This window comes from Microcella sp. (genome assembly GCF_030645145.1).
In the GTDB taxonomy this organism is placed as follows: domain Bacteria; phylum Actinomycetota; class Actinomycetes; order Actinomycetales; family Microbacteriaceae; genus Microcella.
This window is the reverse complement of sequence record NZ_JAUSMI010000114.1, coordinates 1-3,688: the sequence shown is the minus strand read 5'-3', so window position 1 is coordinate 3,688 and position 3,688 is coordinate 1. Positions and strand designations below refer to the sequence as shown.

Annotated in this window: 2 protein-coding genes; one reads left to right on the top strand and one right to left on the bottom strand. The window is 72.4% G+C overall.

Annotated features, from left to right (window positions below; genetic code table 11):
- The coding region (locus Q7T15_RS07940) for an enolase C-terminal domain-like protein (protein ID WP_304695041.1) at positions 1 to 537 on the top strand (537 nt) is incomplete at its 5' end.
- A 255-nt stretch (positions 538 to 792) separates the two neighbouring features.
- Here Q7T15_RS07940 and pulA read toward each other — a convergent pair.
- Positions 793 to 3,688 (bottom strand): pullulanase-type alpha-1,6-glucosidase (gene pulA / locus Q7T15_RS07935; protein ID WP_304695039.1); only part of this gene is annotated, 2,896 nt, incomplete at its 5' end.

The window sequence follows — 3,688 nt, the reverse complement described above, 5'->3', positions numbered from 1 at the left end:
GTGCGCGCGCTCGAGCAGTTCGACCTCGAGTACGTCGAGCAGCCGTGCGCGAGCATCGACGAGCTCGCCGAGCTGCGGCGGCGCATTCACCGCATCGACGTGCTCGTCGCCGCCGACGAGAGCGTGCGCAAGGCCGCCGACCCGCTCGCCGTCGCGCGCGCCGGAGCCGCCGACGTGCTCGTGATCAAGGCCGCGCCGCTCGGCGGCATCGAGCGGGCGCTCGCGATCGTCGCGGCGGCGGGGCTGCCCGCCGTGGTGTCGAGCGCGCTCGACACGAGCGTCGGCCTCGCGATGGGCGCAGCGCTCGCGGCGCGGCTGCCGGAGCTCGAGTTCGACTGCGGGCTCGGCACGGGCGCGCTCCTGGCCGACGACGTCGCGGTCGCGCCGGTCGTGCCCGTCGCGGGGGCGATCGGCACGGGTCGCGTCGAGGTCGATGCGGATGCTCTGCGCCGGCTCGCCGCCCCCGACGAGCGCGCCCAGTGGTGGAGGGCCCGGCTCGAGCGCTGCTACGCGCTGCTCGCCGCACCCCTCGCCTGAGCCCGGCGGAGCGCGCGTCGCTCGGGTATCGAGGCACGGGTCGCGTCCCCTTCCAGAACTACGGACGGGGCGAAGGATTCTCACGCGCTCCGTAGTTGTGGAAGGACGACGAGCGGGAGGCGCCGACGAAGCGTTCGGGGCGGAATGCACGCAGGTGGGGCGGACGGAACGGGGCGGACGCGCTTTCGCGCCCCGCCCCGCCGTCACCGTGCCTCCCCGTCGGCTCCGTCGCGCTGAGCGGCGGGAGGACCCGAACTAGCTCTTCCCGCGGCGGCGCGACACGATCAGCAGGCCGAGCGCGACGAGCAGCGCGAGGATGAGCGCCGAGCCGAGCACGATCTCGGTCAGCGTGAACTCCTCCGCCTCGACCGTCACGGGCGCGGTCGCCTCGAGACCCGACTCGAGCCCGACGAGTCGGAACTCGTGCGCGCCGAGCTCAGCACCTGAGGGCACGGCGACCTCGAGCGACACCGCGCCGCTCGCGTCGGCGATCGTCGCGACGAGCAGCTGCGGGGTCGAGTGCATCCAGAGCTGGACGCGCTCGCCCGGCGCGAAGCCGCTCGCGGCGAGCGCGACGGTCGACGAGGGCGCGACGCTCGAGGCGCTCACGGCGGTGAAGCGCGGCTTGCCCTCGTTGCCGTTGCCCTTGCCCTGGCCGACGCCGCCGTTGCCGAGGCCCTTGCCGTTGCCGTTGTTGCCGTTGCCGTTGTTCGCGTTGCCGTTGCCCTGCGGGGGCTCGGGCGCGACCTGCGGGTCGACGAGGACGGCGGCCGTGCGAGCAGGGATGCTCACCGCGCCGGCCGCGGCGTCCCACGTCGTCTGCGCGACGACCGGGTCCGAGCCGTTCGCGAGCGCCTCGGCGAGCGCGAACTCGCGGCCTGCGAGGCCCTCGACCTGCTCGGTGATCGCCTCGGGCGTCGCGTTGAAGACGACGAGGGCGCCCTCGAGCTCGGGGTCGACGTCCTCGCCCAGCAGGTCGTCGATGAGCATGACGACGAGGCCGGGGGTGGCGTCGGCTCCGCTGTTCGGGAAGCTGACCTTCTGGCCGATGAGCTCGGCCGAGCCCAACTGCAGCAGGTCGACCGAGCCGCGCACGCGCAGGAGGTCGAGCGCCGCGGCCTCGGCGGCCGCGATGTCGTCCGCCGCGGGCTTGAGGGCCGGGTCGGCGAGGAGCGGTTCCATGATCGACCACTTCGTGCCGTTGTCGGCCTCGCTCGGCAGGCCCGAGCCGAAGGTCGACTCCTGGCCCGTCCAGTCGATGCGGTTGAACCAGTCGCCCGAGTTGTAGCTGTTGCGGTCGAGCGACTTCGAACGCAGCAGCTCGGTGCCGGCGTGCCAGAACGAGGGCGCCTGCGAGAGCGTCACCGTCGCGAGCGACAGCGTGTTCATGCGGATGCGCTCGGCCATCGTCGTGTCACGCGGCAGCTTGATGACGCTCAGGTCGTACAGCGTCTCGTTGTCGTGCGCGTCGACGTAGTTGATGACCTCGTCGGGCTGGTCGGCGTAGCCCGCGGGCGAGCCGCGGTAGTCGAGCGCGTCGCCCGGCACGACCTCCCCGCTCGCCGACTCCAGCGCGTAGTCGCGCAGGTTGCCGACGAGACCGATCTTCACGAGATCGGTCTGCTTGAGCAGCTCGGCGATCGACTGCTCGGGCGAGCCGTTGATCGGGTCGCCGTTCGGGTCGGTGCCGAGACCGGTGCCGAAGCCCTGCACGAACGTCGACGAGCCGTCGACCGGGCTGCCGCCGTGGACGGCGTCGCGCAGACGGTCATTGAACGTCGCGATGCCCGTGCCGCCGAGCTGACCCTGCGTGGCCTGCTCGAAGCGCGCGTTGTTCGCGACCTCGCCGAAGTTCCAGCCCTCGCCGTAGAGGAACACTCCGGAGCCGTCGACGCCGTCCTCCTCGAGGGTGAGGGCGTCGAGCGCGGCGCGCACGTTCAGCATGTTCTGCTTCGAGTGGTGGCCCATGAGGTCGAAGCGGAACCCGTCGACCTTGTACTCCTTGGCCCACAGGACGACGGAGTCGACCATGAGCTTGTCGGCCGCGGCATGCTCGGTCGCGACGTTCTGGCAGCAGGTCGAGGTCTCGACCGCTCCCGTCGCGTTGAGGCGGTGGTAGTAGCCGGGGACGATGCGGTCGAGCACCGACTTCTCGCCCTGGCCCGACTGCGCGGTGTGGTTGAACACCTTGTCGAGCACGACCTCGAGGCCCGTCGCGTGGAGCGCGCCGACCATCTCGCGGAACTCGGCCACGCGCGCGCCGCCGTCGGCATCGACGGCGTACGAGCCCTCGGGGGTGGAGAAGTGGTACGGGTCGTAGCCCCAGTTGAACCCGTCGAGGTCGCGGATGGCCGCGATGCACGCCTGCTGCTCGGGCGAGGCCGGGCCGAACGATTCGAGGTCGCAGTCCGGGGTCGCCTGCTGGTCGCGGCGCTCCTCGATCGTGGCAATGTCGAAGGTCGGGAGCAGGTGCACGGTCGTGATGCCCGCCTCGGCGAGCTCGCGCAGCTGCGAGGTGCCGGCCGAGTCGCGCGTGAAGGCGCGGTAGGTGCCGCGCTCCTCCGCCGGGACGCTCTCGTCGCCGATCGAGAAGTCGCGCACGTGCAGCTCGTAGATCGCGCGGTCGACGCTGCGGTCGACCTCCGGCTGCGGGGTGTCGGCCCACAGCTGCGGCTGCAGCTCCGGCGCGTCGAGGTCGACGACGACCGAGCGCGCCGAGTTGATCGTGAGGCCGACCGAGTAGGGGTCGGTGACCGAGTTGGTCTCGAACTCGCCGGTCTCGATCGTCAGGACGTCGACGTTCCAGCGGTACTCGTCGCCCACGGCGAGCCCGGAGTCGACGCTCCAGATGCCGCTCGCGGAGTCGAGGACGGCCTCGATGAGCTCGGGGTCGCCCGTCGTGCCCGCATCCCACCGCTCGAGAGCGACGGAGCGCGCAGTCGGCGCCCACAGCGAGGCCGTGACGTCGCCGCCCGAGACCACGGCGCCGAGCTCCGCGCTCGCGAGGCCCTCGGCGTAGAGGTCGTCGAGGACGCCGGGCAGCTGCACGCCGGTCAGAGCGGTCAGCGCGCCCTTGACGCGCTGCGCGACGAGCAGCTCGCCGCGCTCGAGCTCGGCGATCGCCGCCCGATCGAGGCCGACGGGGGTGAGC